This is a genomic window from Rhizobium atlanticum (genome assembly GCF_030182485.1).
Lineage (GTDB): Bacteria > Pseudomonadota > Alphaproteobacteria > Rhizobiales > Rhizobiaceae > Rhizobium.
Window position 1 is genome coordinate 49,818 of the sequence record NZ_JAQJCJ010000005.1, and the last position, 22,238, is coordinate 72,055.

General features: G+C 61.5%; 23 protein-coding genes. 5 read left to right on the plus strand and 18 right to left on the minus strand.

Translation table 11 applies throughout. From position 1 onward, the window contains the following. Window positions 1-104 precede the first annotated feature (104 nt). Genes pip through cysS form a run of 6 tightly spaced genes read right to left on the minus strand, consistent with a single transcriptional unit; the run spans window position 105 to window position 4,285 of the window. The gene (gene pip / locus PH551_RS09120) at window positions 105-1,064 is read right to left on the minus strand and encodes a prolyl aminopeptidase (RefSeq protein WP_285192742.1); all 960 of its coding nucleotides are present in this window, start codon (window positions 1,062-1,064) and stop codon (window positions 105-107) included. Next, entirely contained in the window at window positions 1,061-1,537 is a 477-nt protein-coding gene (locus PH551_RS09125; RefSeq protein ID WP_285192743.1) for a GFA family protein, read from the minus strand. The genes pip and PH551_RS09125 overlap by 4 nt, the downstream gene beginning before the upstream one ends. Continuing rightward, on the minus strand, window positions 1,527-2,018 hold the full coding sequence (locus tag PH551_RS09130) for a GFA family protein (protein ID WP_285192744.1): 492 nt from the start codon (window positions 2,016-2,018) through the stop codon (window positions 1,527-1,529). Before PH551_RS09130 ends, PH551_RS09125 begins: the two co-directional genes overlap by 11 nt. Next, window positions 2,018-2,494, minus strand: a complete 477-nt coding sequence (locus PH551_RS09135) for a GFA family protein (RefSeq protein ID WP_285192745.1) — start codon at window positions 2,492-2,494, stop codon at window positions 2,018-2,020. Before PH551_RS09135 ends, PH551_RS09130 begins: the two co-directional genes overlap by 1 nt. Continuing rightward, a complete protein-coding gene (locus tag PH551_RS09140) occupies window positions 2,491-2,859 on the minus strand; it encodes an endonuclease domain-containing protein (protein WP_285192912.1) in 369 nt (122 codons plus the stop codon). The genes PH551_RS09135 and PH551_RS09140 overlap by 4 nt, the downstream gene beginning before the upstream one ends. A 49-nt stretch (window positions 2,860-2,908) precedes the next feature. Next, window positions 2,909-4,285 carry a cysteine--tRNA ligase gene (cysS, locus tag PH551_RS09145; RefSeq protein ID WP_285192746.1) on the minus strand — a complete coding sequence of 459 codons (1,377 nt, stop codon included), beginning with the start codon at window positions 4,283-4,285 and terminating at the stop codon, window positions 2,909-2,911. 319 nt (window positions 4,286-4,604) lie between these two features. On the opposite strand from cysS, the gene PH551_RS09150 reads away from it, so the two are divergent. Further along, window positions 4,605-5,354, plus strand: coding sequence for a glycoside hydrolase family 25 protein (locus PH551_RS09150; protein WP_285192747.1), 750 nt, complete (start codon window positions 4,605-4,607; stop codon window positions 5,352-5,354). Window positions 5,355-5,363: 9 nt separating this feature from the next. Here PH551_RS09150 and PH551_RS09155 read toward each other — a convergent pair whose 3' ends face one another. The 5 genes from PH551_RS09155 to alr form a co-directional block, all read right to left on the minus strand. Then, on the minus strand, window positions 5,364-6,104 hold the full coding sequence (locus PH551_RS09155; protein ID WP_285192748.1) for an SDR family NAD(P)-dependent oxidoreductase: 741 nt from the start codon (window positions 6,102-6,104) through the stop codon (window positions 5,364-5,366). A 76-nt stretch (window positions 6,105-6,180) separates the two neighbouring features. Then, window positions 6,181-7,671 carry an amidophosphoribosyltransferase gene (purF, locus tag PH551_RS09160; protein WP_064801591.1) on the minus strand — a complete coding sequence of 497 codons (1,491 nt, stop codon included), beginning with the start codon at window positions 7,669-7,671 and terminating at the stop codon, window positions 6,181-6,183. 233 nt (window positions 7,672-7,904) lie between these two features. Then, window positions 7,905-8,519 carry a CvpA family protein gene (locus PH551_RS09165; protein ID WP_285192749.1) on the minus strand — a complete coding sequence of 205 codons (615 nt, stop codon included), beginning with the start codon at window positions 8,517-8,519 and terminating at the stop codon, window positions 7,905-7,907. Window positions 8,520-8,608: 89 nt separating this feature from the next. Continuing rightward, complete coding sequence (gene radA / locus PH551_RS09170; RefSeq protein WP_285192750.1) at window positions 8,609-10,009, minus strand: DNA repair protein RadA; 1,401 nt, start codon at window positions 10,007-10,009, stop codon at window positions 8,609-8,611. A gap of 176 nt (window positions 10,010-10,185) precedes the next feature. Beyond that, a complete protein-coding gene (alr, locus tag PH551_RS09175) occupies window positions 10,186-11,349 on the minus strand; it encodes an alanine racemase (RefSeq protein WP_285192751.1) in 1,164 nt (387 codons plus the stop codon). Between the two features lie 189 nt (window positions 11,350-11,538). On the opposite strand from alr, the gene PH551_RS09180 reads away from it, so the two are divergent. From PH551_RS09180 to PH551_RS09190, 3 genes are all read left to right on the plus strand, one after another. Then, on the plus strand, window positions 11,539-12,360 hold the full coding sequence (locus tag PH551_RS09180; protein WP_285192913.1) for an AraC family transcriptional regulator: 822 nt from the start codon (window positions 11,539-11,541) through the stop codon (window positions 12,358-12,360). A 67-nt stretch (window positions 12,361-12,427) separates the two neighbouring features. After that, complete coding sequence (locus PH551_RS09185) at window positions 12,428-13,147, plus strand: AzlC family ABC transporter permease (RefSeq protein ID WP_285192752.1); 720 nt, start codon at window positions 12,428-12,430, stop codon at window positions 13,145-13,147. Further along, window positions 13,144-13,446, plus strand: a complete 303-nt coding sequence (locus PH551_RS09190) for an AzlD family protein (RefSeq protein ID WP_285192753.1) — start codon at window positions 13,144-13,146, stop codon at window positions 13,444-13,446. Before PH551_RS09185 ends, PH551_RS09190 begins: the two co-directional genes overlap by 4 nt. Before the next feature lie 24 nt (window positions 13,447-13,470). Here PH551_RS09190 and PH551_RS09195 read toward each other — a convergent pair whose 3' ends face one another. The 7 genes from PH551_RS09195 to PH551_RS09225 form a co-directional block, all read right to left on the minus strand. After that, window positions 13,471-14,967 carry a replicative DNA helicase gene (locus PH551_RS09195; RefSeq protein ID WP_064707063.1) on the minus strand — a complete coding sequence of 499 codons (1,497 nt, stop codon included), beginning with the start codon at window positions 14,965-14,967 and terminating at the stop codon, window positions 13,471-13,473. Between the two features lie 375 nt (window positions 14,968-15,342). Then, window positions 15,343-15,921, minus strand: a complete 579-nt coding sequence (gene rplI, locus PH551_RS09200) for a 50S ribosomal protein L9 (RefSeq protein WP_285192754.1) — start codon at window positions 15,919-15,921, stop codon at window positions 15,343-15,345. Between the two features lie 22 nt (window positions 15,922-15,943). Then, complete coding sequence (locus tag PH551_RS09205; RefSeq protein WP_285192755.1) at window positions 15,944-16,930, minus strand: DUF2232 domain-containing protein; 987 nt, start codon at window positions 16,928-16,930, stop codon at window positions 15,944-15,946. 155 nt (window positions 16,931-17,085) lie between these two features. Then, window positions 17,086-17,334 carry a 30S ribosomal protein S18 gene (gene rpsR / locus PH551_RS09210; protein WP_004680498.1) on the minus strand — a complete coding sequence of 83 codons (249 nt, stop codon included), beginning with the start codon at window positions 17,332-17,334 and terminating at the stop codon, window positions 17,086-17,088. Window positions 17,335-17,346: 12 nt separating this feature from the next. Beyond that, window positions 17,347-17,805 (minus strand): 30S ribosomal protein S6, encoded by a 459-nt coding sequence (rpsF, locus tag PH551_RS09215; RefSeq protein WP_085777636.1) that lies wholly within the window; start codon window positions 17,803-17,805, stop codon window positions 17,347-17,349. Between the two features lie 256 nt (window positions 17,806-18,061). Continuing rightward, a complete protein-coding gene (locus PH551_RS09220) occupies window positions 18,062-19,837 on the minus strand; it encodes an adenylate/guanylate cyclase domain-containing protein (protein WP_285192757.1) in 1,776 nt (591 codons plus the stop codon). Window positions 19,838-20,029: 192 nt separating this feature from the next. Beyond that, on the minus strand, window positions 20,030-21,073 hold the full coding sequence (locus PH551_RS09225) for an aldo/keto reductase (RefSeq protein WP_285192758.1): 1,044 nt from the start codon (window positions 21,071-21,073) through the stop codon (window positions 20,030-20,032). 200 nt (window positions 21,074-21,273) lie between these two features. Here PH551_RS09225 and fabD point away from each other — a divergent pair, with 200 nt between their 5' ends. Further along, complete coding sequence (gene fabD / locus PH551_RS09230; protein WP_285192759.1) at window positions 21,274-22,218, plus strand: ACP S-malonyltransferase; 945 nt, start codon at window positions 21,274-21,276, stop codon at window positions 22,216-22,218. Window positions 22,219-22,238: the final 20 nt, after the last annotated feature.

The window sequence follows — 22,238 nt, forward strand, 5'->3', positions numbered from 1 at the left end:
TTCGGGCACCCTCTCCCCCAGGGGAGAAGGGTAGCTGCCTTGCGCGCCTTGTTCCCTCTCCCCGCGGGGAGAGGGCTAGGGTGAGGGGGCTGCACGGCACTAGATCATATCTTGCCTGCAAACCGATCCGTCGCCCGAATCAGCCGATCGAGAATTCCCGGCTCCGAATAGGCATGGCCCGCACCTTCGATCAGCTGGAACTCCGCCTTCGGCCAAGCCTTGTGCAGCAGCCAGGCATATTTGGCAGGGCAGGGCATGTCGTAGCGCCCATGCACGATCACGCCCGGGATATCCCTGAGCCTGCCCGCATCGCGGATCAGTTGTCCTTCGTCCATCCAGCCGGCATTGACGAAGAAATGGTTCTCAATGCGGGCGAAGGCATAGGCGAATTCCGGCTCTTCGAATTTGCCGCTGGTGGAAGGCTCCGGCAGCAGCGTGATCGTTTCACCTTCCCAGATGCTCCAGGCCTGCGCGGCCTGAAGGCGCACGTTCCTGTCCTCGTGAGTCAGACGGCGATGATAGGCATGCATCATCTCATGCCGCTCGTCCGAGGGAATGGGAGCGACGAAACGCTCCCACTTGTCGGGGAACATTTCCGACACGCCGAACTGGTAGTACCAATCGAGCTCCGCTTTGGTCAGCGTGTAGATGCCGCGCAGGATGAGCTCGGACACGCGCTCGGGGTGGGTCTCGGCATAGGCGAGAGCCAGCGTCGAGCCCCAGGAGCCGCCGAACACCTGCCATTTCTCGACGCCGGCCATTTCGCGCAGGCGCTCGATATCGGCGACGAGATGCCAGGTGGTGTTGGCATTCAGTTCGGCATGCGGCGTCGACTTGCCGCAGCCGCGTTGGTCGAACAGTATGACATCGTAGAGAGCGGGATCGAAAAGCCGGCGGTGGGCGGGCGAGAAGCCGCCGCCCGGGCCGCCATGCAGGAAGACGGCGGGTTTGGCGCCGGGCGTTCCCGAGCGTTCCCAGTAGATCACATGGCCGTCGCCGACATCGAGATGGCCGGAGGCATAGGCTTCGATTTCGGGATAGAGCGTGCGCAGGATCTCGGTCATATTTTCACGCCTTTTGCGGGCCAGGCCTGGGTGTCGTGGTCGGGATGCTGAAAGGAGATGATCGCCTCCTGTCGGGCATAGAAATCCGGGTCCTTGTGCGCGGGCGCATCGAAGATCGTCTCGACCCATGGCAGCCGGGCGTCATAATTCACCTGGATCTGCGGCGCGAGATCGCTGCGGTCGTCGAAGGTGCCGATCGCAAGCTCCAGCCCGCCTGGATGGCGATAGGTCATCGGCGTGCCGCAATTGCTGCAGAAGCCGCGGTCGATATTGACCGAGGATTGAAAGTAGCTCGGTTCGCCGCGCGTCCATTCCATCCCTTCCTCCGGTGTTGTGACGAGTGCGGAGAAGAAGCCGCCGAACTGTTTCTGGCACATGCGGCAATGGCAGATCGAGGGCCGTCCCAACTGGCCCGATATGCGGAAGCGCACGGCGCCGCATTGGCATCCGCCTGTTCTGATCTTATCCGTCATGTGTTTCTCCGAGTGGCCAATGAGACGTGTCGCGATCCGGGTGCTGATGATTGCTTGCCGCAATCGCATCCTCGCGGTCGGGGGTTTCAGGCTCTGGTTCGACCGGCAACCCGTCGAGTGCGTGAAACCAGGACATCTTGCGGCCAGTGTTGGATTGCATAACGGGCCTGACCGCATCGGGATCATCAAGCGAGCCGAGCGCGATGTTGATGAAATCCTCTTCGGGAATATCGTAGAACAGCGGTGTGCCGCAATCGCCGCAGAAGCCGCGCCGGACGAGATCGGAGGAGCGGAACCACTTGGGATCGCCGCGCGTCAGTTCGAAATGCTCGCGCTTGGCCGCCGCAAGCGGCAGGAAATAGTTGCCGGCCGCCTTCTGGCACATGCGGCAGTGGCAGATATGGGGATAACCGAGTTCGCCCAGCGCGCGATAACGAACCGCGCCGCACTGGCATCCGCCGGTCTGTCTCGCCGTTTCCATCAAGTGCGATCCTCCGGCGGCCAGACCGGCGTGTCGTGGTCGGGGTGCTGATAGGAAATCAGTTCGTGCAGGAAGGAGCCCGCCGTCAGATCCGCCTCGGTCCGTTCTCCCGGCAGTTCGTGCAGATGATCGACGAAGTCGATCTTGCCTTCCACACCCCATTGAACGGTCGGCGGCAGCTGCGACGGATCGTCGAACGCGCCCGCCGCAATCGCCATCCCATCCGGGGCTTCATAGGTCAGTGGCGTGCCGCAATCGCCGCAGAAACCACGCTCGACGAAATTCGACGAGCGAAACCTTTTGCGCTCCCCCCGCGTCCATTCAAAATCGGCGCCGCGCACCGAGACCAGCGGTGCATAATAGGCTCCGAACGCTTTCTGGCACATGCGGCAATGACAGATCGACGAATCCTTGAGTTCACCGATGACGCGGAAACGGATCGCGCCGCACTGGCAGCCGCCCGTGTAGGTGGTCATGGCAGGTCCTTTCCGATGGTGCGGATGATATGGCTGCATACATTGTCCAGATCCCGGAGAATATCGTCGTTCCAAAAGCGCAGGACGGTCCAGCCATCTGCCTTTAGGCGCTCAGTCCTGATGTCGTCGTAGAAGGCATTTTCGGCAATGGCATGCTGCGAGCCGTCTACCTCCACGATAAGCCGATGGCTGGGGCATGCGAAATCGACGATGTAGCCCGCAATCTGCAACTGCCTGCGAAAGCCAAGACCCATTAGGCGATGGGCGCGAAGTTCGTTCCAGAGCTTTAATTCGGCATCAGTCATAGCTTTGCCCATACGCTTGGCATTCGCCCGCCGTTGCGGCGGAACTGGTGTATGCGACATATCTAGCCTCTCGCTCTGGGCTACACCCCCCTCTGCCACCCAATTCATCCTACCGCTTTACCTCCCACGTCGTCACCCGCTCGCCCGTCGCCGGATCCTTTCCGTCCTTCAGCTGGATGCCTTTCGCGGTCAATTCGTCGCGAACCTTGTCGGCCTCGGCGAAGTTCTTCGCTTTCAGCATTTCGAGACGCATGGCGACCAGCGCATCGACCGCCGCTGCGAAGGCTTCGTCGATTTCGACTTTCTTCGGCAGCACCCCGAGGAGCGCCGCACTTGCGGCGAAGACGGTATCGTTGCCGGATTGCGCCAGCGCATGCAGCACCTGCACGGCGGCGACGGTATTCAGGTCATCGGCCAGCGCGTTCAGCACGCTGTCATCGGCTGCGGCATCGCCGGCCTCCGAGGTCGGCCATTTGGCGAGCAGGCGTTCGGCCTCTTCCAACCGCTTGATCGAGAAATCGATCGGCTCGCGGTAGTGCGTCATCAGCATGGCAAGGCGCAGCACCTCGCCCGGCCATTTGCGGCCGCCGAAGGTTTCCGTGTGGAGCAGATCGTGGATGGTGACGAAATTGCCCTCCGACTTCGACATCTTGCGGCCTTCGACCTGAACGAAGCCGTTGTGCATCCAGACATTCGCCATCACCTCGGTCCCGTGGGCGCAACGCGATTGGGCGATCTCGTTTTCATGATGCGGGAAGATCAGATCCAGTCCGCCACCGTGAATGTCGAAGACATCGCCGAGATAACGCCTGCTCATCGCGGAGCACTCGATATGCCAGCCGGGCCGGCCGCGGCCCCAGGGGCTCTCCCAACCAGGCTCGTTGTGGCTCGACAGTTTCCAGAGCACGAAATCGCCCGGATTCTTCTTGTGCGCATCGACGGCGACGCGGGCGCCGGCCTGCTGCTCGTCGAGCGGCCGCTTCGAAAGCTGGCCGTAATCCGCCATGGACTTGGTGTCGAACAGAACTTCGCCTGCCGCCACATAGGCATGCCCATTGCCGATCAGCTTGTCGATGATCTGGATCATCTCTGCGATATTATCGGTGGCGCGCGGCTCGACATTCGGCTCGAGGCAGCCGAGTTCGGCGACATCGGCGTGAAACTGCGTCTCGGTCTTTTCGGTGACCGCGCGGATCGCATCGTTGAGCGGCAGGCCGGGATGATCTCTCAACGCCCGCGCATTGATCTTGTCGTCGACGTCGGTGATGTTGCGGGCATAGGTGACTCGATCTTCGCCATAGAGATGGCGCAGCAGCCGGAACAGCACGTCGAAGACGATGACCGGGCGGGCATTGCCGATATGGGCGAAATCATAGACCGTCGGGCCGCACACATACATGCGGACGTTCTCGGCATCGATCGGCTTGAAGACCGATTTCTCCCGCGTCAGCGTGTTGTACAGCTTCAGTTCCGGCGTGCCGCCCATTTCACTCTCCCAAATGCACGATCAGAAAAATCGCGACCGGCAGGCCGGGGCGTTTCGCATCTTGACAATTGGGGAGACGAAAACGGCCAGGCCAGCGCGTGCGCTAGCGAATAATCTTTCCGCAGATAATGCAGATAACCGTTTTCATGCCGCGTTTTATGGCGCGGGAATGACGTTTGGTCAAGAGGGGGAGGGGAGGATCGGTGGCAACTCGAGCGACCTATCCGGTGCGCTGCATCCCCTGAGGCTCGTCTGCCATTTTCGTGGCGCAAATCGCGTATAGCCGGTTCGGAAGCTGCTGAAAATACGGGAGGAATGAGTGAGAAGCTTTGTTCGATGGACGATCGGTACGGCTGCAATTCTGGTCGTCGCATCGGGCGCATATTTCGCATACGATTTCGGCATGCTTCGCTTCAACAATCCGACCTTGTCGCGTTATCCGATCCAAGGCATCGATGTCAGCCATCACCAGGGCGACATCGAGTGGAAGACGGTGGCCGCCCAGCCGAACGTGCGTTTCGCAATCATGAAGGCGACCGAAGGCGGCGATCACAAGGATTCCAGGTTCCCCGAGAACTGGCAACGTGCCGGAGATGCAGGGCTGGTGAGAGGCGCCTACCATTTCTTCACCTTTTGCCGCCCGGGCAAGGACCAGGCGCAGAATGTCCTGGCGACGGTGCCGAAGGCGCCGCGAACCCTGCCGATCGCCATCGATCTGGAATTTGTCGGTAATTGCAGCAAGGTCCCGACGGTCGAGGAAATGGCAACGGAGGTCAATGCCTTCGTCACCGAACTGAAAGCGATCTTTCCGGAAAAGCCGATCTTCTACGTCACGCAGGAATTTTTCGATCAGTATCTGAAAGGCAACGAGGCTCGCTTCCCCGAGCATTACCTTTGGCTTCGAAGCGTGTTCAATGAGCCAACGCAGGTAGGCTGCAGTCGTTGGTCGGTCTGGCAATTTGCCGACAACGGCGCTGTGAACGGCATCCGAGGACCAGTGGACCTCAATGTCCTATGCCCAGCCGAAACAGGTTTCGCGCATCTGTTCCCGGCTGTTGCCGCGAACTGAAGCGTCTGTTTATTCCGGCAGGCGATAATCGGCGAGCTTATTCTCGCGCACGATGAACAGTTTGCCCGTCTCTGTCACGCCGGGGCCCAGCAGCGGCAGGATCGCCTTGGCGACCTCGGAGGGATGCGGGAGCGTCTGCGGATCTTCGCCGGGCACAGCCTGCGCCCGCATCGCCGTGCGGGTCGCGCCCGGATCGACGCTGGTGATACGCAGTGGCGTCGACTGCGTCTCGCCGGCCCAGGTTCGGGCCAGCGCCTCAACAGCGGCTTTTGATGCGGAATAGGCGCCCCAGAAGGGACGGCATTTGTGGGCGGCGCCAGAAGACAGGATTACGGCGCGGCCGGCATCCGAGCGGGCGAGCAGCGGATCGACCGACCGGATCAGCCTCCATGTCGCCGTCACGTTGATCGTCATCACCTTCTCGAACACCTTCGCCTCGATATGGCCGATCGGCGAAATGACGCCGAGCACCCCGGCATTGGCAACGAGGATATCGAGCTTGCCCCAGCGCTCGAAGATCGAGCCGCCGAGTGCGTCGATCGCATTCATATCGGCAAGGTCGAAGGGCACGAGCGTCGCACTGCCGCCGACGGCTTTGATCGCATCGTCGAGATCCTCGAGTCCGCCGACCGTGCGTGCGCAGGCGATCACATGGGCGCCGGCCTTGGCAAGTTCCAGGGCTGTGAAGTAGCCGATGCCGCGCGACGCACCGGTGACGAGTGCGATCCTGCCCTCAAGATTGATGTTCATCTGTCCGGTTCCGGATTTGCTTGCAAAGGTGAGGAGCGCAAGGCCCCTCGGAAGTGAAAGTCAAAGCGGCAGCGGCTCAGCCGTTGCTGGCAAGCATCGAAAGCTTGTTGCCCATGGACTCGCCGTTCTTGTCGAGCAGGCGGGTCGGATAGTCACCGGTGAAGTAGTGGTCGGTGAACTGCGGGCGGGCCGGATTGCGGTCCTCGCCGCCGACGGCGCGGTAAAGTCCGTTGATCGACAGGAAGGCAAGCGAATCCGCTCCGATATATTTGGCCATGGCTTCGACATCGGCATATTGATTGGCGAGCAGCTTGTCGGCGTCGGGCGTATCGATCCCATAGAAATCCGGGAAGAAGATCATCGGGCTTGCGACGCGGATATGGACTTCGCGCGCACCGGCCTCGCGGATCATCTGCACGATCTTCAGCGACGTCGTGCCGCGCACTATGGAATCGTCGACCAGCACCACGCGCTTGCCTTCGATCATCGCCCGGTTGGCGGAATGCTTCAGCTTGACTCCAAAGGCGCGGATCTGCTGCGTTGGCTCAATGAAGGTACGGCCGACATAGTGGTTGCGGATGATGCCGTATTCGAAGGGGATGCCGCTTTCCTGCGCGTAGCCGAGAGCTGCGGGCGTGCCGCCATCCGGCACCGGCACGACGACATCGGCATCGACAGGCGATTCCTTGGCGAGATTCATGCCCATGTTCTTACGCGTCGTATAGACGTTCCGGCCGCCGACGACCGAATCGGGACGGGCGAAATAGACATATTCGAACAGGCAGAGACGCTCCGGCTGTGGCTTGCTCGGCTTGCGGGCATCGATGCTGATCGAGCCGTCAGGCTGGATTTCGCAGATGATGACCTCGCCGTTTTCGACATCGCGGATGAACTTGGCGCCGATGATGTCGAGCGCGCAAGTTTCCGAACAGAAGATCGGCTTGCCGTCGAGTTCACCCATGACAAGCGGGCGGATGCCGGTGGGATCGCGCGCGGCAATCAGTTTCGTGCGGGTCATGGCAAGCATCGAATAGCCGCCTTCCATCTGGCGGATGGCGTCGATGAAGCGGTCGGATGTGGAAGCATGGCGCGAGCGGGCGATGAGATGCAGGACGACTTCGGTATCGGATGTCGACTGACAGATGGCGCCGGTGGCGATGATCTGGCGGCGCAGCGTCAGGCCATTCGTGAAATTGCCGTTATGGGCGATGGCGATGCCGCCTTCTTCCAGTTCAGCAAACAGCGGCTGCACGTTGCGCATCGCTACTTCGCCTGTCGTGGAATAGCGTGTGTGGCCGATCGCTATGCTGCCGGGCAGGCGGGCCAGCGTCATTGGATTGGTATAGTGGTCTCCCACCAGGCCCATATGGCGTTCCTGATAGAAGCGCTTGCCATCGAACGAGACGATGCCGGCTGCCTCCTGTCCGCGGTGCTGCAGGGCGTGCAGCCCGAGAGCAGTGAGAGCTGCGGCATCGGGATGTCCCAGAATTCCGAAAACGCCGCATTCCTCATGCAGCGTATCTCCGTCGAGCGGATCGTCGATTGGGAAGGAATGGGACTGGTTCATTTCTGCGGGCCTCTGCTCTCACAAGAATGGATCGGCATTACCAATAGCACGATACCGGAAATCTCGCAGGTTTCCGATAGCTTCGTGCTGAACGACATCTGCTTTCAAAGCCCGTTCAGCGGGCTCTGAAACGGCTTAGGTCCGGCGGAGCTGGAATGCCCGGCCGGACCCTTATTTCACGTCCCGCTCAAATGGCAATTGCCGCGAGGCGAGTCAAGCTGCTGAACACTGTGTCAATTCGCCGGCTGCTGCGCGCCGCCTGCGGGCGCGTCGTCCGCCGGCGCTTGATCGGTCGCCGGCGGCGTGGCGCCTTCGCTGCCCTGTGCCGGCTGCATCTTATCACGGAAGCTTGCCTGTATCATCTGGGCAAACTGCTCCGGCAGCACCGCCTTTAGCTTCACGACCATCGAATCCAGGAAGGGCTTCGACTTGGCCTCGTTGACCCAGGCCGGCCGGTGGTCGACATCGACCAGCCAGTTCCAGAAGGCGACGGCAACGACCATCAGCAGCAGGCCGCGGGCCGCGCCGAACAGAAAGCCGAGGGTGCGGTCGAGAGCGCCGATGCGGCTGTCGATGATGAAATCGGCAATCTTCATGGTGATGAAGGAAATGACGATGAGCGCGATCAGGAAGACGACGGCGGCCGAACCGGCGATCGCGATGCGATCGTCATCAGTGTACTTCTTCGCATAGGGCAGCAGGTACGGATAGAGGTAGTAGGCGGCGGCGGCCGAACCGCCCCAGCTCGCGATCGAAAGGATCTCGCGCGAGAAACCGCGGACCATTGCCAGCACGGCGGAGAAGAGCACGACGCCGATGACAATACCGTCGAAAATCGTAATGGGCATGAAAATTCAACTCCAGGACTGCCGCTCGGCGGCCGTGTCGGCCTTATCGTGTGCCTCCTATAACATTACCATTCGCGGCAATGAAAGGATCAAACCTCGTCTTCCACACGCAGCGCTCCCTTCGACCCGGCGATGCGCGCAACCAGATCCGGCAGGCTTTCGACCTCGCTCCATCGCCCGCCGGAACCCTTCGGCAGCTCGGCGGAGGCGGAAGGAAGCAGCGCTGCGGAAAAGCCCAGCTTCTCGGCTTCCTTGAGGCGCTGGGCGGTGTGCGCAACCGGCCGGATGGCGCCCGACAGGCTGACTTCGCCGAAATAGACGCAATCGGCGGGAAGGGCAATACCGGCGAGCGACGAAACCAGCGCCGAGGCGACGGCGAGATCGGCCGCCGGTTCGGAGATGCGGTAACCGCCGGCGACGTTGAGATAGACGTCGTGCTGGCCGAGCCTGACGCCGCAATGGGCCTCCAGCACCGCCAGGATCATCGACAGCCGGGCCGAGTCCCAGCCGACCACAGCGCGCCGCGGCGTGCCGAGCGAGGTCGGCGCCACCAGCGCCTGCACCTCGACGAGCACGGGCCGCGTCCCCTCCATGCCGGCAAAGACCGCGGCTCCAGGTGATTTTTCATTGCGCTCGCCGAGGAAGAGCTCGGAGGGATTGGCGACTTCGCGCAGTCCTTTGTCGGACATTTCGAAAACGCCGATCTCGTCCGTCGGGCCGAAGCGGTTCTTGACCGTGCGCAGGATGCGGTAGTGATGGCCGCGGTCGCCTTCGAAATAGAGAACGGCATCGACCATGTGCTCGACGACGCGCGGCCCGGCGATCTGCCCGTCCTTGGTCACATGCCCGACGAGCACCATGGCGGCTCCCGTCTGTTTGGCGAAACGGATCATCGACTGAACGCCGGTGCGCACCTGCGTCACCGTTCCCGGCGCAGATTCGGCAAGTTCGCTCCACAGCGTCTGGATGGAATCGATGATGACGAGATCGGGGCGTTTGCCCTCAGCAAGCGTCGCCAGGATATCCTCGACATTGGTTTCGGCCGCCAGCATCACGTCGGTATCGGCTGCGGCAAGCCGCTGCGCCCGGAGCCGGACTTGCGCCACCGCCTCCTCGCCGGAGACATAGATGATCTTGTGGCCGCGCCGTGCAAGGGCGGTGGCGGCCTGCATCAGCAGCGTCGATTTGCCAATGCCGGGATCGCCGCCGATCAAAACCGCCGAGCCGCGCACGAAACCGCCGCCGAGCGCCCGGTCGAGTTCTGACATGGCGGTGTGGATGCGTGGCGCCTCCTCGATTTCGCCCGAGAGCGCCGTCAGCGTCACCGGCCGGCCCTTCTTCGGCGTCTTGCCGGGGCCGGCGCCGATGCCGCCCATCGGGTCTTCCTCGACGATGGTGTTCCACTCGCCGCAACCATCGCATTTGCCGGCCCAACGATTATGGACCGCGCCGCAATTCTGGCAGATGAATTGTGTCCTGGCCTTCGCCATCGATGACTGCTTTCGATAAAATCTTCTGGTGAGGTGTTCCCGCCGATGAGGCGCTTGGCGGCAGGGAATCGTCCCTAGTGTAATATGGACGTTAGATTGTCGATGGCCTTGCGGGAAGGGGCAGGAGGCATGGCGGACTCCTGCGCTGGATATTTAGCGATCCGCCAAGGATATTCCTACTCCTCGGCCACATAGCGTCGTTCATGGCGCAGCCCCGTGCTGGTCAGGATCTCGTATCCGATCGTGCCCGCCGCCCGCGCCACGTCGTCCAGCGGCATGTTTTTACCGAACAATTCGACATAGTCGCCGGCGCGCACGGCGTTCTCGGGCAGGTCGGTGATGTCGAAGATCGTCAAGTCCATGGTGATCCGGCCGGCAACCGGCACCTTGTGTTCGGCGATGAAGCCTTGCCCGCCCTGCGGCACAGCCTGGCGCAGCGGCACGCCGGCGCTCGATAGGCTGCGCATGTAACCGTCCGCATAACCGGCAGACGCGATTGCCAGCCGGCTTCTGCGGCAAAGCTGCAGTGCCCTGCCGTAGCTGACGGTCTCGCCGGCCTCGACGGTGCGCACCTGGATGATGCGTGCTTCCGCGGTCGCGACCGGCCGCATCGGGTTCGCCATGCCACTGACCGCCTCGCCGCCATAGAGCGCGATGCCCGGCCGGGTCAGGTCGAAATGATAATCGTCGCCGAGAAAGATGCCGGCCGAGGCGGCAAGACTTGAATCGATGCCTTCATAGACGGCCGCAACCCTACGGAATGATTCGAGTTGCTGTCGGTTCATCGCATGGCTGGGATCGTCGCCGCAGGCGAGATGGCTCATGACCAGCACCGGCGCGAAGCTCGCAGGCCGCGAGACGTCGTCGGCAAGGGCGATAGCGTCGTCGATGTGCAGCCCGAGCCGATTGAAGCCGGTATCGACATGCAGGGCGCAGGGGTAATCGCCGTAATCGGCAAGCACCGCCATCCAGAAGGCGAGCTGCTCGTCGGAGGAAATCACCGGTACGAGATCATTGTCGAAGAACCGCCGTTCCGTGCCCGGCCATATGCCCGAGAGCACGAAGATGCGCGCCTCGGGCGCATAGAGACGAAGCGTCACCCCTTCATCGGCGGTCGCGACAAAAAAATCCCGGGCGCCCGCCAAGTAGAGCGCTTCGCCGGCATCCTCGATACCCATGCCGTAGGCGTCCGCCTTGACGACGGCTGCGGCGCGCGCCGCACCCGAGCGGCGCGCCATGTCGCGCCAGTTTTCCGTGAGCGCACTCAGATCAACGGTCAGCCGCAGGCCCGCGGAAGTGAAAAGATCATCGTCTTCGGAGGGGATGGGAAAATCTGTCATGAATCGCCGTGAAAAAATGGAAGGAGCCCGTCCCGCTCAGTTTAGAGAGCATTGTGGCCAAGGAAAAGCGCAGGCGGTCACATATCACCCTTTGCTTCTTGTACGATCACTTTTGTTCAAGACGCATGCAGGCTTTCGCGTTAATTTTGCCGGATGCAGAATGTATCGCAGAAAGAGGCGGCGGAGGCCATGCCGCTCGCCAATGTGGAATCGGCCCGCTTCTGGCGGGATAGCCGCTTCCGCGACATGGAATGCCTAAGCGCCACTTTTCTCACCCATGAATATGCGCCGCATGCGCATGATACGTTCAGCATCGGCGCGATAGAAAGCGGCACCCAGATCGCCACCCTCAGCGGCAGGCGGGAGGAAACCGGGCCCGGCGACCTTTATCTGATCGACCCCGGTGTCATCCATGACGGCGCTCCGGGCGGTAAAGGCTACCGCTACCGCATGATCTATCCCGACACGAAGCTGTTCGTCGATATTCTGGAGGATGTCACCGGCAAGGCCTTCCATGCGACGCCCTCTTTTTCCGGCGCGCTCCCACGCGATCCCGAGCTTGCCAATGCCTTTCACGCCGCTCACCGAACGCTGGAGAGCGGCGCAGGCGCCCTCGAGTCCGATGAAGGAATGTTCTCGGTGCTGGCGGCGATCTTTGCGCGTCACGGCAGCACGATTGTCGTGCCTGTCGATACCAAGGAGCGAAGCGCCGTCGCCCGAGCTCGCGAATACCTGATCGAGAACTTCGACCTCGATGTTGGCCTCAAGGAACTGGCCGAAGTGGCGGGATTGAGCCGGGCTCATCTCATCCGCGCCTTCCGCAAGGAATATCACATCACACCGCACGCCTTCCTGACGGATCGGCGGGTGCAGGTGGCCCGGCGGCTGCTGCGGCAGGGTCGCATGCCAGCCGACATCGCGCTGGAATGCGGTTTTGCCGATCAGGCGCACTTTACTCGGCACTTCAAGGCACGCACGGGCGTGACGCCCGGCCAGTTCCGCCTGGGCTGATCACTTTCGTTCAATACAGCCGTGGCGGCCTGGGCTAACCCTCCGCGATCTTAATCAGGAGGTTGCCATGTTGCAGCACAGCCGGCCATCCGGCGAATTTCGTCTTGGCGAATTTCTCGCCGGAATGCGTGCCATCTTTCCGCTCGTCGTCGCCGTTTTGCCGATCGGTCTTGTCTTCGGCGCGGTCGCGGCCACTAAGGGCCTTTCCCCGTTGGAAACGACGCTGATGAGCGCACTTGTCTTTGCAGGCGGCTCGCAATTCGTGGCGATGGACATCTGGACGCATCCGGCAAGCTGGATCGGCGTCGGCTTTGCAGCCCTGCTGGTCAATATCCGCCACGTGCTGATGAGCGCGTCGCTCGGCACCAAGATGCAGTCCTTCCCCGGCGTCAAACGTTATATCGCCATGCTCTTCCTCGCCGATGAGCTCTGGGCCATGGCGGAATTCCGGGCCGGCAGCACGCGGCTGAGGCCCGCCTGGTATGCCGGCATCGTCATGCCTTTTTACCTCGCTTGGGTCGGTTCCTCGCTGACAGGCGCACTGCTCGGCGCCTTTCTCGGCAATCCGGCCGTCATCGGCCTCGACTTCGCCTTTCCGGCTGTCTTCGTCGTGCTGGTCATGGGCTTCTGGAAAGGGCCGGAAACCGGCGCCGTGCTTGCCGCAAGCGGTGCCGCTTCCGTTGCTGTCCACCATTTCGTGCCAGGGGTCTGGCATATCGCCGCCGGGGCGCTGGCTGGGCTGGCAGTGGCCCTCTGGCAGGGCAGGGCGCGGGAGCAGGCGGCATGACGCTGCATTTCGATATCCTCATCTCCATCCTCGCGATGGCAGCCGCAACCGTTTTTACCCGCATCAGCGGTCTCGTCCTGATCCGGCATGTCGAGATCGACGAGCGCCGGAGAACGGCAATCGAAGCCATTCCGCCGGCCGTGCTGATGGCCGTCATCGCCCCGACCGCCTTTGCGACCGGCTGGGCGGAGACGTTAGCCTGCGCGGTAACCGCGATTGCCGCGCGCCGTTTGCCGATGCTTGCAAGCGTCGTGGTCGGCGTCGCAACGGTTGCATTGTTGCGGGTTGCAGGGCTCTGAAGAAAATCGACGCGGAAAAACGCGTCAATGTTCTTCGTATTGGATGAAGGAAGGATCTGCGAGATCGGCGAAGCGGGTGAATTCTGCCTGGAAGGCGAGCTTCACCGTGCCTGTCGGTCCGTGACGCTGCTTGGCGATGATCACATCGGCGGTGCCTTTCACCTTGTCGAACAGCGCTTCCCATTCCGGATATTTCGGATCGTGAGGATCGCGCGGCTCCTGGTTCTTGACGTAATATTCCTCGCGGAAAACGAAGAGCACGACGTCGGCGTCCTGCTCGATCGAACCGGATTCACGAAGGTCGGAGAGCTGCGGGCGCTTGTCGTCGCGACTTTCGACCTGACGTGAGAGCTGCGACAGCGCGATGATCGGAACGTTGAGCTCCTTGCCGAGCGCCTTGAGGCCAGTAGTGATCTGGGTGATTTCCTGGACGCGGTTGTCGCTTGATTTGCCGGAGCCGGTCATCAGCTGCACGTAGTCGACCACGAGCACGTCGAGGCCTCGCTGGCGCTTGAGGCGGCGCGCCCGCGCTGAAAGCTGGGCGATCGAGATGCCGCCGGTCTGGTCGATATAGAGCGGCACCTTCTGCATCATCATCGAGCAGGCGACGAGCTTTTCGAAGTCGGCATCGTTGATGTCGCCGCGGCGGATCTTCGAGGAGGAGACTTCCGTCTGCTCCGAGATGATACGGGTGGCGAGCTGTTCGGACGACATTTCGAGCGAGTAGAACCCGACGACGCCGCCGTTCTTGGCTTTCATGCTGCCGTCCGGCTGCACCTCGCCCTCATAGGCGGCAGCGATATTATAGGCAATGTTGGTCGCAAGCGAGGTCTTGCCCATGCCCGGGCGTCCGGCGAGAATGATCAAGTCCGAACGCTGCAGGCCGCCCATCTTCGCATCGAGCGAATGGATGCCGGTAGAAATACCGGAAAGGCCGCCGTCGCGTTCTTTGGCGACCGCCGCCATGTCGATCGCCAACGCCACGGCGTCGTTGAAGGACTGGAAGCCGCCGTCGTAGCGGCCGTTTTCGGCGAGCTCGAACAGCCGGCGCTCGGTATCCTCGATCTGCGACTGCGGCGGCATGTCAAGCGGCGCGTCGTAGGCGATGTTGACGACATCCTCGCCGATTGTGATCAGCGCCCGGCGCAGCGCGAGATCATAGATCGCCCGGCCGTAATCCTCGGCATTGATGACAGTGACGGCATTGCTGACGAGGCTTGCCAGATATTGCGAAACCGTCATCTCGCCGACTTTCTCGTCGGCCTTCAGGAAAGTCTTGATCGTCACCGGATTGGCGATCTTGCCCATGCGGATGATGTCGCCGGCGACCTCGAAGATCTTCCGGTGCAGCGGTTCGTAAAGATGGATCGGCTTCAGAAAGTCCGACACCCGGTAATAGGCGTCGTTGTTCATCAGGATGGCGCCGAGAAGCGCCTGCTCGGCTTCGATATTGTTGGGTGCTTCGCGGTAGTGCTGCTCCGACGGAGCAACGGCTGCAATCTTTCGAGCGGCGTCGTTCATCATCATCCGTTCTGTCTTTTTCCAACTCCGGATTTGCAATTCCGGATGGAGAAAATCAAGGGGCTGCGAAAGGAGCGGGGCTCGTCTCGCCTAAATCCTGAACGCTGTGCCCATTGTTCGACTTCTCCACAGTCCCGGGCGCCACAAATGCGAAATACTGGCAGTGTCACCTGCAGGACACGGTACGGAGCCGACTCAGCTCATCCGTTCCGGAGAAGGATATGTTAGCCCGATGACATCGGGCACGCAGCAAAAACATCCGGGTAATCCCCCGCTAAAAAAGTGACCCGAGGGCTGCGCGGACTCGGAACGTACGAAAAGAAAAAGCCCGGCACGGTGGCCGGGCTCTCCCTATCGAGGAATATCCGTCGAGAATTATGCTTCGTCTTCGTCGAGGCCGTCGGCTTCCGGATCGAAGAAATCTTCCGGACGCAGTGCGTCTTCGTCGACGCCGTAGATCGCGTCGACCGAGGTGAGCTCTTCGCCCTTGGCCTGACGCTCTGCCTCTTCGGCCGAACGGGCAACGTTCAGCTCGATGTTGATTTCGACTTCGGCATGCAGCTGCAGCTCGACCTTGTGCAGGCCGATCGCCTTGATCGGCGTGTTGAGGTGAACCTGGTTGCGGCCGATGTTGAAGCCTTCCGCGGCGAGAACTTCGACAACGTCACGGGCAGCGACCGAGCCGTAGAGCTGGCCGGTTTCGCCGGCGGAGCGTACGACGATGAAGGACTGGCCGTCGAGGACGTCGGCGACCTTCTGGGCTTCCGACTTGCGCTCAAGGTTACGGGCTTCGAGCGTTGCACGCTCGGATTCGAAGCGGGCCTTGTTGGCGGCGTTGGCGCGCAGTGCCTTGCCGAGCGGCAGCAGGTAGTTGCGGGCAAAGCCGTCGCGAACCTTTACGGTTTCGCCCATCTGGCCGAGCTTGGAGATGCGTTCGAGAAGGATGACTTCCATTTTCTTGTTCCTTTCTTGTGTCTCAGATTTTCGTATCGGATTGTTTGGGGGCATCGGCATCTTTCGCCGGGGTCAGTGCGATCGCCTTGCGCGTATCGGCGAGACCCAGGACGAGGATGAGGAGAGCTGGCAACAACATGAGCATCGAAGCCAGGTAGCAGAGGATGAGGGCCGGTATCCGCCAGTCCTTGCCGCGTGTGCGGAAATGCAGCGAGGCGAAGCCGGAGAGCATGAAACCGGCGCCGAAGGTGCCGATCACGGTCGCGCCGACGAGCGCCGGAACGCCGCCGAAGAAGCAGGCGGCTAGCCCGGCCAGGAAGATGAAGATCGAATTGCGGTTCATGCGCAGCGACGAAGGAATATCCTCGCGCGGTCGAAGGCCGCGGCCGGATGCGGCGACGATGCGCACGGCGAAATAATAGGCGGCAAACAGCATGCTGACCCACATGCAGCCCTGCACGGCCGGCAGCATCAGCAGGATCAGCGATTTGGTCTGCGCGGTTGCCGCCGGATCGGGCATGAATTCCGGCTGCTGCTGCTTGACCGAGGTGATCAGCAGATCGACGATCGGGTCGGTGATATCAGGCCCATAGCCGATCATCACGCCGATGACGATGACAGCAAGCGTCACCAGGCCGCACAGATGCAGGAGGATATCGGAGAGCGGATACCAAGCAAGCAGATGGTCTGGGCCGCCGAGTTCGGAGGCGGGGCGCGCGAGATTGGCGAGATGACTAAGCCAGCCGGCCGGCAGCAGCGTCACCAGCGTCATGATGAGCGCGAAAGACGGGGAGATGAGGACCGCACCAAGCGCCGCTCCCGTGACGACCGCTGAAATTGCGGCGGCATTGCCCCAGCCGAGCCCGACGAGCAGGATCGGCAGCGCCGAGGCCGTATAGAGAAGCGCGCTGAAAAACGACGGCTGCATGCTCGCGCCCAGCACTAGCAAGGCGGCGGTCAATCCGGCGAGTGCGCCGATCAGCAGCGTTTTAAGATCAGGTCGTTTCAAGGTCGCTGTCCTGCTTCATCAAGCAGTTAGAGGCCGTTGCTGAATCGAATTCAGAAACATCTCAACATGGGTTTTAGGAATTCCGATCCGCGCCCATCGCGGAAGGGAGAAGGGAAGGCACGAATGCCTTCCCTCAGAATGATCGTCTCAGCCGATCAGGCGACGACGTAGGGCAGCAGGCCGAGGAAACGGGCGCGCTTGATCGCCTGGGCGAGTTCGCGCTGCTTCTTCTGGGAAACGGCCGTGATGCGGGACGGAACGATCTTGCCGCGCTCGGAAATGTAGCGCTGCAACAGACGTACGTCCTTGTAGTCGATCCGCGGAGCGTTTGCGCCGGAGAACGGGCAGGTCTTGCGGCGGCGATGGAACGGACGGCGGACCGGAGCGGAGGAAGCTTCAGACATTCTTATATCTCCTTATGCACGGTCTTCGCGGGGAGCGCGGTCCGGACGTGGGGCGCGCTGGAACTCGCCGTCGCGGCGCGGCGGACGGTCGCCGAATTCGCGGCGCGGGCCGCGGTCGCCGCCTTCGCGCGGGCCGCGGTCGTCGCGGTCACGCTTCTGCAGCATCGCAGATGGGCCTTCTTCGTGCTTTTCGACGGCGATGGTCATGTAGCGAAGAACGTCTTCGCTGATGCGCATCTGACGTTCCATTTCCTGGATCGCTGCTGCCGGTGCATCGATGTCCATCAGGGCGTAATGCGCCTTGCGGTTCTTCTTGATGCGATAGGTGAGGGACTTGAGGCCCCAGTTTTCGATGCGCCCGACCTTGCCGCCGTTAGCTTCGATCACACCCTTGTACTGTTCTACGAGTGCATCGACCTGCTGAGCGGAAATATCCTGCCGGGCAAGGAATACATGTTCATAAAGAGCCATGACAGCTTTGCCTTTCTTGCGTTTGGTTCAACCCGATATTCGGCGGCTAAGCCTCAACGACTGCTCCTGATTGGGCGGACCCAGGCAAGAAAAGCGTTTCCGAGACGGTCGAGAGCGGAGACACGGGAGGCTGGAACGCTTCCGTTCCGAACGATTTCCAGACAGGAAACCGGCCCTCCGTTCAGCCACCAGCCAGAAGACCGGGTTAACGAACAGGCGCGCTTATACGGATTTTCGCGCGAAACGCAAGGGGCAGTCAGCATTGTTCTCGCGGCGAGTTCAACAAAGATAGTCCTGCTTTGCGTAAACCGTCAACGAAATGGTCGTAGTGGTTGGCGGCGACATATGGTGTCAGGAACTTCCAGTAGTGTTCGAGGTCCATCGGTGCGTGCGCTAGAATTTCCGGTATTAGCCGCCGTGCTTCATCGTGGCGATCGAGCTGTCCTAGACTCGCGAGGAGCACGAGTCGGTTGAAATAAGCGCGACGCAGCGACAGTCCGCGTTCGGAATAGTGAACGGCCTCCTCGTAATTGCCGAGATGGTAGTGAGACAAAGCCAGTCGGTCGAAAAAGAGAAAGGTAAAGGGGTCATGCGGACTGAGCCGCAGGGCCATGTGGAGCGGGTCGCAGGCTTCGGCGAAATGGCCGGTGAAAATGCGAGCCCATCCGAGCGCCATATGCGCCAGTGCAAAATTGGGGTTGAGATCGATCGCCTGCTGGGACGCCTCGACCGCGGCTGGAGCGTTATGGGCCGCAAAATGGCTGAGGCACATAACATAATGAGAGTAGGGATCGCGCGGGTCGAGCGCGACAGCACGTTCTGCCTCGACGCGAAGTTCAGTACTGTCCCTGTCGACGTCGTCGCTGAAGCCGCGAAGACAGCGGGCGTAGAGCGAGCGGGCCAACATCATGTGGGCGCGCGCAAAGCTGGGATCGAGCTCGATGGCTCGCCGATGCCAGTTGATGGCCTCGATGAAATGTTCGGCCGTATCCTGTGCGTTGTGCAGCCAGGTTCCGCGCATGTGGCTCTCGTAGGCGTCGAGGTTGTCCGTGGTTCGCAGCAGCGCACGGCGGCTCTCGCCGATAAGGATTTCAGGCTCTATGGCACCGACGACGTTTTGGGTGAGTTCGTCCTGAATGGCGAAGATATCGGCGATCTCACGGTCGTAGCGTTGTGCCCAGAGGTGCACGCCGCTTTCCGCCTCGATCAGCTGGCCTGTGACGCGAACCCGCATCCCGGCCCTGCGCACGCTGCCTTCTACGATGTAGCGCACGCCGAGATCGCGCCCGATTTGCTTCACATCAACCGCGCGCCCCTTAAACACAAAGGACGAGTTCTGAGCGATGACGAAAAACCAGCGATAAAGCGAGAGCGCCGTTATTATGTCTTCGGTCAAGCCATCGGCGAAGTACTCCTGCTCAGGGTCATCGGACATGTTGACGAAGGGTAATACGGCGATCGAGGGTTTGTCAGGCAGTCTGAGTGGCCCGCCGAGCACCCCCGCCTCGATAGGGTCCTCGCGGCTCCAGTCAACCCGATGCACGGGCACCGGACGGGGAATGTTTTTCAGTGTGCGATCGCCCATCGACACGAGCGGAAAGTCCAGCTTGCCCTCGATCTGCTCACGCAAAGCGCCGGAAATGCAGATACCTGAAGGCAGCGCCACTTCTTGAAGACGGGCGGCGACGTTCACGCCGTCGCCAAGCAAGTTGTCTCCGGAGACGACGACATCGCCAAGGTTGAGCCCAAGGCGGAACTCCATGCGTCGATCCACAGGCAGGTCAGCATTTCGGCGATGGAGGGCGCGCTGGATCGCGACGGCTGCACGGACGCCCTGTACTGCGCTGTGGAATTCGGCGATCATGCTATCTCCGGCGCTGCCGAAAATCCGCCCGCCATGCTCGCGCACCAGATCACCGATGGTGGCGCCATAGACACTGAGTGTCGCAAGGGCGTCTTCCTCGTTGGCTGCAACAAGGCGACTGTAACCGGCAACGTCGCCGGCAAGTATCACTGCGAGCTTCCGTTCCACGGGGGTGAGCGTTCCTGCGGCGCTGCCAGAGCTATACAAATCTAGCTGAAATGCCGAGAACGGAGAAGCGAAATTGCCTCCGGAGCGTAAACTCGTCGTTGCAGTTCGTGGTGCGAGGCCAGGCGATGTACGCTCGACCGCGAGGGAATCCGACTGCGAATGGCCTCATCGATTGCGGGCTGTCCGTTTGCCTCACATCGGCATCGGGTACTGGCGGTGAACCTTTTCGATTTCAGCCAAAACCTCGATCGACAGATTGAGATTGACGGAACTCAGGTCAGTATCGAGCTGCTCCATCGACGTCGCGCCGATGATGACCGACGTCATGAAGGGCCTCGATCGGCAGAAGGCGAGCGCCATGACTGTCGGATTGAGGCCGTACTGGGCTGCGAGCGCCAGATAAGCCCTGGTGGCCGGCTCCTGCAGGGGCTGCAACCGGCCGCCAATATCAGGATTGATCGACGCGCGTGAACCCTTCGGCCTCAGACCATCGATATATTTGCCGGTCAGGATGCCGCCGGCGAGCGGCGAATAGGCAAGCAGCCCGACATCCTCGTGATGCGAGAGTTCGGCAAGGTCGAGGTCGAAATGGCGGTAGAGCAGATTGTACTCGTTCTGGACGCTGGCAACGCGCGGCAGGCCCTTCTGTTCTGAGAGCGTCAGATATTTCTGGATGCCCCAGGTAGTCTCGTTGGAAAGGCCGATCGCCCGGATCTTCCCTTCCTTCACCAGCGCGCCCAGTGTTTCCAGGATTTCGAGCATATTGGCGACGGCCTGGTCTCGATCCTGGGTGAAGGGATTGTAGCTCCAGTTCTGGCGGAAGTGGAAATGGCCGCGGTTCGGCCAGTGGACCTGATAGAGGTCGATGTAATCGGTCCTCAGCCGCTTCAGGCTGGCCTCGAGCGCCAGGCGGATGTTCTTTGCGTCCGCGCCTTCGCCGCCGCGCAGATAATCGCGGCCGCGGCCGGCGACCTTGGTCGCAAGCACGATATTTCGGCGCTTGCCGGACTTGCTGAACCAGCTACCGATATAGTTTTCAGTCCAGCCCTGTGTTTCGGGCGAAACCGGCGTGGTCGGGTAGAGTTCGGCGGTATCGAAGAAATTGACGCCCTTCTCGACGGCGTAGTCCATCTGCGCATGAGCGTCGGCTTCGCTGTTCTGCGAGCCCCAGGTCATGGTGCCAAGGCAGATTTCTGAAACGGTAATGTCGGTTCGGCCTAGGGAATTGTACTTCATGGAAAACCTTGGGAGAGAGAGGGAAGCCTTGGAAGGGTCTGGGTGAATCTAGGCTGGATTTAACGGAGCGCAAGAGCAAAATCCGGGCTTTTGCGCGGGCGCGAAAGGCTTTGCGGAGAATGGAGCGCCACTTGACTCTGCCGGAAAGAATGTCAATTGGAGGCAAAACAGCCTTGAGGGGCATAGTCAGGGACATGAACATGACCATCGCTTTCACTTTTCCCGGCCAGGGCAGCCAGGCCGTCGGCATGGGCAAGGATCTCTCCGGGAATTTCGCCGAAGCCCGCGCCGTTTTCGAAGAGGTTGATGAGGCACTTGGTGAAAAGCTTTCCGACGTCATGTTCAACGGTCCTGAGGACACGTTGACCTTGACGGCGAACGCCCAGCCGGCGCTGATGGCGGTATCAATCGCCGTCGTCCGTGTTCTTCAGGCCAAGGGGGTGGATCTTAAGTCCAAGGTCGCCTATGTCGCCGGCCACTCGCTTGGCGAATATTCGGCGCTTTGCGCCGCCGGCACCTTTTCGCTCGCGGATACGGCGCGGCTGCTGCGTATTCGCGGCAATGCCATGCAGGCGGCCGTCCCTGTCGGCGTCGGCGCCATGGCCGCGATCATCGGCCTCGAACATGCCGACGTCGTTGCCGTTTGCGAGGAGGCCGCCGCTACCGGCGCCTGCCAGATCGCCAACGACAATGGCGGCGGCCAGATCGTCATCTCGGGCGAGAAGGCAGCCGTCGAAAAGGCCGCCGGCCTTGCGACCGACAAGGGCGCCAAGCGCGCCATCCTGCTGCCGGTCTCCGCTCCTTTCCATTCCAAGCTGATGGCGCCTGCGGCCGAGGCCATGCGCGCGGCGCTGGCAACGGTTGCCAAGTCCGCTCCCGCCGTGCCCCTGATCGCCAATGTCCGCGCGGCGCCAGTGACCGGCGCCGACGAGATCGCCAGCCTCCTGGTCGAGCAGGTGACAGGTCAGGTCCGCTGGCGCGAGACGGTGGAATGGTTTGCGGCAAACGGCGTCACGACGCTTTACGAGCTTGGTTCCGGCAAAGTGCTGACCGGCCTTGCCCGCCGCATCGATAAGACGATCAACGGCGTCTCGGTCAATGGTCCTTCGGATATCGACGCGACCGTCGCCGCCCTCATGGCCTGATTGATATCTCCAGATATAAG